This window comes from Pannus brasiliensis CCIBt3594 (genome assembly GCF_036688125.1).
GTDB classification, from domain to species: Bacteria; Cyanobacteriota; Cyanobacteriia; order Cyanobacteriales; family Microcystaceae; genus Pannus; species Pannus brasiliensis.
The window spans coordinates 43881-50312 of the sequence record NZ_JBAFSM010000038.1 but is presented as its reverse complement, the minus strand read 5'-3'; the positions used below and the strand labels follow the sequence as shown (position 1 = coordinate 50312).

General features: G+C 50.2%; 3 protein-coding genes. All 3 read left to right on the top strand.

Going from position 1 to position 6432, the window contains the following annotated elements:
- The first annotated feature begins 195 nt into the window (after window positions 1–195).
- The 3 genes from V0288_RS17755 (at window position 196) to V0288_RS17745 (ending at window position 6319) form a co-directional block, all read left to right on the top strand.
- Window positions 196–1257 carry an aromatic ring-hydroxylating dioxygenase subunit alpha gene (locus V0288_RS17755; protein WP_332866484.1) on the top strand — a complete coding sequence of 354 codons (1062 nt, stop codon included), beginning with the start codon at window positions 196–198 and terminating at the stop codon, window positions 1255–1257.
- Window positions 1258–1426: 169 nt separating this feature from the next.
- On the top strand, window positions 1427–2356 hold the full coding sequence (gene puuE / locus V0288_RS17750; protein WP_332866483.1) for an allantoinase PuuE: 930 nt from the start codon (window positions 1427–1429) through the stop codon (window positions 2354–2356).
- Between the two features lie 207 nt (window positions 2357–2563).
- Window positions 2564–6319, top strand: coding sequence for a hypothetical protein (locus V0288_RS17745; RefSeq protein WP_332866482.1), 3756 nt, complete (start codon window positions 2564–2566; stop codon window positions 6317–6319).
- Window positions 6320–6432: the final 113 nt, after the last annotated feature.

Here is a 6432-nt window from a genome sequence, read left to right as displayed (position 1 = left end):
AGGCAGGAGGCAGGAGGCAGGAGGCAGGAGGCAGGAGGCAGGAGGCAGGAGGCAGAAGGCAGGAGGCAGGAGGCAGGAGGCAATTTATTTTTTAAATGGCAAATTTATCGGTTTAAAGCTCAAAATCAATCCATTCAATTTCAAGATCGAACCGCGAAAAATTGAATCATTTCGTAAATTTATCCGAAAAAATCTATGTTAGTCACCAAACAACCCGTATTGCGTCGCTTTTGGTATCCCGTCATTCCCATCGGTGAATTACAAGACGGGCCGCGCTCGTTTACCCTGCTCGAACATCCCCTCGTGTTGTGGCTGGACGCGGACAGGAAACCGCGCGCGGCCGAGGATCGTTGTTGCCACCGTTCCGCGAAACTATCGTTAGGGAAAGTGGTGGGAGGAAATATCGCCTGTCCCTATCACGGTTGGCAATTTGACGGTAAGGGGCGATGCGTGGTGGTTCCGCAGAAAGATTGCGCGATTTCGCCGAATTATCAGGTAAACGCCTATTCTTGCGCGGAACGGTACGGATACGCTTGGGTCTGTTTAGCGGATGATCCGTTGGTGGGAATTCCCGATATCGAGGAGACACGCGACCCCGAATTCCGCAGTATTCAAGAATTTTACGAGACCTGGAAATGCGCGGGACTGCGGGTGATGGAGAATGAATTCGACCTCGCGCACCCGGCTTTCGTGCATCAGGGAACCTTCGGGACGGAAGAACACACGACCCCCGATAGTCTGGAGTTTACCGAAGAGGAATGGAAATTGCACGTTCGCGGGGTTTTGGGGGTGGTGAATCCGGAACTGCAACAACAGAATTTAAAGATGGACGCGGGCGAGACGGTCAGAACGCTCGATATGACGTGGTTTATGCCGTTTACGGTCAAATTACGGATAAATTACCCGAACGGTCTATCTCATATTATCGTCAATACGATGACCCCGATCGATGATTCTACCTCCCAGATGGTGCAGTTCTGCGTTCGCAACGATACGGAAGCGGACACGGCTACGGCGGATGTGGTGGCGTTCGATCGGGCCGTTACCCTAGAAGATAAGCGGATTCTGGAAACCACCGATTACGATGTCCCCCTCAGTCCCAACCGCGAACAGCATATGTTCACCGATAAGCCTGGTTTGATCATGCGGAAAAAATTGGTCGCGTTATTGAAAGCGCATGGCGAGGTGGAACAGACGCGAGAAACGGAATTCCCGATTAACGAGCGCGTTCGTCTTGAGGATTGGAGAGCGAGTTAGATAGCGTTCAGCTTTCCAATCTGGGTATTTTTCAAGAATACCTCCTATTTCTGGCTCCTGCCGATTATTTCAGGCTTTTCGGTGGGTTACGCTGTGCTAACCCACCCTACGACCTGCCTCCTCCTCCTGACTCCTGACTCCTGACTCCTGACTCCTGGCTCCTATCCAAATGCAAGATCCAATTTTCCCCGAAAAATCTAATTACCCGCGCGATATGGTCGGATACGGGCGAAATCCTCCCGATCCGAAGTGGCCGAACTCCGCGAAGGTCGCGGTTCAATTCGTGATTAATTACGAGGAAGGCGGAGAGAACTGCATCCTTCACGGGGATAAAGCTTCGGAAGCGTTTTTATCGGAGATTGTCGGCGCTTCCGCGCTCCCCGGAGTCCGTCACATGAATATGGAATCGATCTACGAGTACGGCAGTCGCGCGGGGTTTTGGCGGCTTTACCGACTGTTTACCCGGAATAACGTACCCGTGACCGTTTACGGGGTGGCGATGGCGTTAGAGCGCAATCCAGAGGCTGTCGCGGCGATGATCGAGGCGGATTGGGAGATCGCCAGTCACGGTTATCGCTGGATCGATTACCAGTACGTCCCGGAGGAAGTCGAGCGGGAGCATATTCGCCGGGCGATCGAGATTCACACGCGAGTGACGGGATCTCCCCCGTTAGGATGGTATCAGGGGCGAACCAGTCCCAACACGTTCCGACTGGCGATCGAGGAGGGAAATTTTCTCTACACGGCCGATAGTTACGCGGACGATTTACCATATTGGGTGCGGGAAAACGACGAGAATCATTTAATTATTCCCTACACGCTCGATAATAACGATATGCGTTTCGCCACCAATCAGGGGTTTAATTGTGGCGAGCAGTTTTTCACCTATCTGCGCGACGCGTTCGATACGCTGTACGAGGAGGGAGAAACCGCGCCGAAAATGATGAGCGTGGGGCTACACTGTCGTTTAGTGGGTAGACCGGGCAGAATTAAGGCTTTAGTGCGATTTTTGGAATATATTCTCGGGTTCGATCGAGTCTGGATCTGTCGTCGCGTCGATATCGCGCGTCACTGGTACGAACATCATTCGGTTGGATAAAGAGAGGGAAAATTCCGCATCTATCTTAACGCGTATTTGTCTATAAACTCGCTTTAAATATCTTAACGCGATCCGCCTCGGAAATTGGCACGAAGGTGGGGACAAGGGGCGAGTTCTCGCGGTTTGATGGAGGGGAAACGGTTTTTCGATCGAGCTATCGAACGACCTCTTTTATCGAGAAAGGTTAGATTCTCGATCGTATCGCCTATGAACCCCGATCGCCCTCCTTCTCCCGAACTTTTTTCCCTGTCAATCGATCTATCGCATCCCAATTTATTAGCGGGATTCGATCACTGGTTAGCGTTAGGGTTATTGGACGATGAACAGGTTAAATATGTCGCGAGATGGTATTTATCCTGTCAGATCCCGACTCCCGAACCCGCGATCGATTATCCGGTTATCGAGAATACTTTCCCGCGGGAAGAAGAAGCATTAATCCCGCGATCGGTTTCCCGACAGGAGAAAGTTAGAAGATTAGTAACGAACGCTTGGGAATCTTTTCGGGAGGAATTAAGTGTTCGTTGGTTATTGTTTTTGGGAATCTTTCTAGTCGTCCTGTCTTCCGCGGTTTTAGCGGGAACCCAATGGCAAAATATCTCTCGCTCGACTCAGTATATCATTCTCTGGAGTTATACGGTAATTTTCTGGTCGATCGGTTTTTTCCTGAAACGACAGGCGAATTTACAGTTAACCAGTCAAACGCTACAGATCATATCATTGTTCTTGATTCCCGTCAATTTTTGGGCGATAGATACTTTCGGGTTATGGTCGTCGGGGACGGGATTAGTAGTGACGGTGATCGCTACGGTTAGCCTGTTGGGAATTCTCTATTTTCAGAGTCGATCGAGCTTACCGATTCTCTACACGTTCGGCTTTCTCGGCTTAAGTTTACTGCAATGGGGATGGGGGATCGATCGATTTTCCATTGTCGCGATTTATAGCGGGGTTATCCTCACGGGTATACTCCTCGTTTTTATCGTTCCACGGCAGGAAATTTCTCGGAGCGTATTGGGAAAATCTCTCCTTCTCTACGGGGGTACTATTTTATTAATTCGGGGAGGATTTATCGACGGATTGCCGAGGGAAGATCTCGGACTGGTGATCGGTATTTGGGGCTGGATTTTTCCCTATTACACTTCGGGAGAAACTTCCGCTTTTATCCGCTCAATTCTTGAGGCGATCGCCGTACTTTTCCTCTCGCTCGGCTGGGGATTCACGGTTCTTGCGGATTTTCCTCTATCCGCGACAATTATCAGTCTCTTCGCTCTACATTTTTTCTGGAAAAGATTATCGCGAGCCTGGTGGACGGGAGACGTTATCTCTCTATTTCTCGTCGGTTTACAACTATGGTTTCGGATAGAGAATTTAATCCCGGCAACGATTCGAGAAAGTTTTGTTAATAACTGGGTACGGATAACCGGGGATTCTATCTACAGTAACACTTTCTACGGAATTACCTATTTTCCTTACCTAGTTCTCTGGGTTTTGTTTAGCCGGTGGTTATATCGCCGCGAGCGATTGAATCTAGCACGTATTGCCGAGTATTTAGCTTTGGTTTTGGGAATTTTCTTAACGCTCAATAGTATCTCGAATCCTGTCGCTCGATCGATCAATCTCTCTCTTTCCACCGCGACCTTACTCTATACCCTATTTCCACAACCGATCCGCGTCCGTCTCCTCTATTTTACCCACTCGATCGCCCTCTTCACGATAGCCTCGATCGTCGATACCGTTTTCCCGAATTTAGACGCGTCGGGATGGTCGATCGTGTTTTTAACTCTCATGGCGATCGAGTGGATAGCCAGTATGTCCCGAATCCCCGCGGTGCTCGCGAAAAGTAACTGGTATTTCGGTTTTATTCTCGCCTCGATCGCCTACCTATTCCTATTACCCGCTAACGCGTCAATAACGCCGAATCCGCGGTCCATCGCGTGGCTACTCACCCCGATAATGCTAACCGTCGTCGCCGTGAAAAGTCCAGAAAATAGAAGGAGAGAAGCGGCTGTATTTAGTAGTATCGCGTTACTCATCGCCCAAACCCTAACCCTATGGCAACCGGAAACCAGAATTATCGGTTTGGGAATATCGGTAGTCTTAATGTTGGGAAACAGTTTCTATCTCCATCAACGTTTCGCCACGAGACTGCATATCGGTTTTATCCTGGCGACAATTTTCGTCACCCTCTGGCAATACGGTTTTCAGTCCGAAACTTTCGCGGGTTTACTTCTTTCCCCGAATTGGATACTCGCGAACGCGGAGATTCTCTCCGGACTGTGGTTAACCGGTTTAGCGGTTCGAGCGCGTCGGGATTCCCTATTCCCTCTCTACGCGGACTCGATTCACGAGTGGGGAATTTTCCTCTGTTTGGGAAATCTCGGCATCTTAACGCTACATTTAACCCTAGTCGTAATCGGTCTCTTCACTCCTAACCGACAGGTAATCGCCTCCGGTTTTCTACTCGGCACTTCACTCCTATTTTATTCCCGAAATCGCTTGGATAATTTCGCGGTTTGGGTGGTGATGTGGTTGGGAGAAATCATCGCGGCCGAAAGTGTCCTGTGGACGCGTCGGGATTTTCTTCTCGTATCGGGAATCAATCTTCTGCTAGGGTTTGCCGTCCTCGCGATAACCCGTCCGTTACTACCCCGTTTCCCCTCCGTCCCCGCGGTAAAATTCGCCCCGTTACTGTTCGCGGGAATGGCGATTTTTTGGCGATGGGGAGATTGGAACGCTTACACCGGACTCATCATACTCGGCGCGTCGGCGATCGGATTCGGAGTCAGCCTTAGCCTACAAAACGGGCAAATTCTAGGTTATCTCTCTCTAATCGGGATTACCGCCGCGATTTACGAATGTATACTCTATCAGGCGAGTTTACAGACGGGGGGAAATGTATCCGATCTCTATTTAATCCTAAGTCGGGTGACGGTGGCGATCGCTTTCGGTTATCGTCTTCTCGTCCGTTGGTGTCGGCAAAAGGGACGGGAATCGCTTTTCTCTCTGAGTCTACCGGGGCTGACGGCGATCGCTCACGGTCACTGGTTCGTAGCTGTCCTCTGGAAATTCGTTGGTATCCCCGAATATCACCCGAATCCTCTCTTTTTCGCCTTCAGTCTCGTGATCGCGGCATATCCCATCCTCCAGGGAAGAAACCGACCGCAAGGATGGTGGGTATATCTAGGAGTCGCGGATCTCTACAGTACCGCGATAGTAGCCCGTTTGTTCGGGCCAGAATTAGAAGGATTCGACCCGTTTTTCGGCGCGATCTCCTGTATTTTCGCGTTTGCGTTCTACGAAGCGCCTTGGGAGCGATGGGGATGGAGAAGCGATATTTGGCGAAATATCGCGATCGGTATCCCTCTCCTGACAGCTTTCTTAACTTTTATCCCGATATCTTATTTTAGTATTCTGTTAATCGCTGTTTTTTACGCTTGGATTGCCCTCCGTCCGGGAAAAATCCGCTGGAGTTACCTAAGCGTCGCGTTCGCGAACTGGGGGATCTTCCGATTTTTCATCCGAGAGGACTTGACAGATGTTTTGTTTTATGCTGTATTAACGGGTCTTTCCCTTCTCTATATCGCCCAAGTCGATCCTTTTTTGCGATCGAGACGCGTCGCCAAACACTATTGGCGCGTTGCCGGGAGCGGTCTGATCTGCGTGACGGCGGTACTGTTCCATCAAGAGACGGGGGGATGGATTCCGGCGGCGATCGCTCTCGCGACGATTGTAATCGGTCTGGGAACGCGAATTCGCGCCTTTCTCTTCGTGGGAACGAGCGCTTTTCTCCTCACCGTCGCCTATCAATTAATCGTTCTCGGTTTCGAGTATTCAGTTTTAAAATGGCTGATCGGGCTGATTGTCGGGATTCTGATTATCTCGATCGCCGCGATTTTCGAGCGTCTCAAGGAACAGGTGATCGCGCTCTGGCAAAACGTCCTCGAACAATTGCGACAGTGGGAATAGGCTAGGATTCGGGATTATTCGGTAAATTGTAGGGTGGGTTACGCTTCGCTACCCCACCGGGAAGCTTCGGGTAAAGATAAATGGATTACAAGCGATCTCTCCCCTTTTCCCCT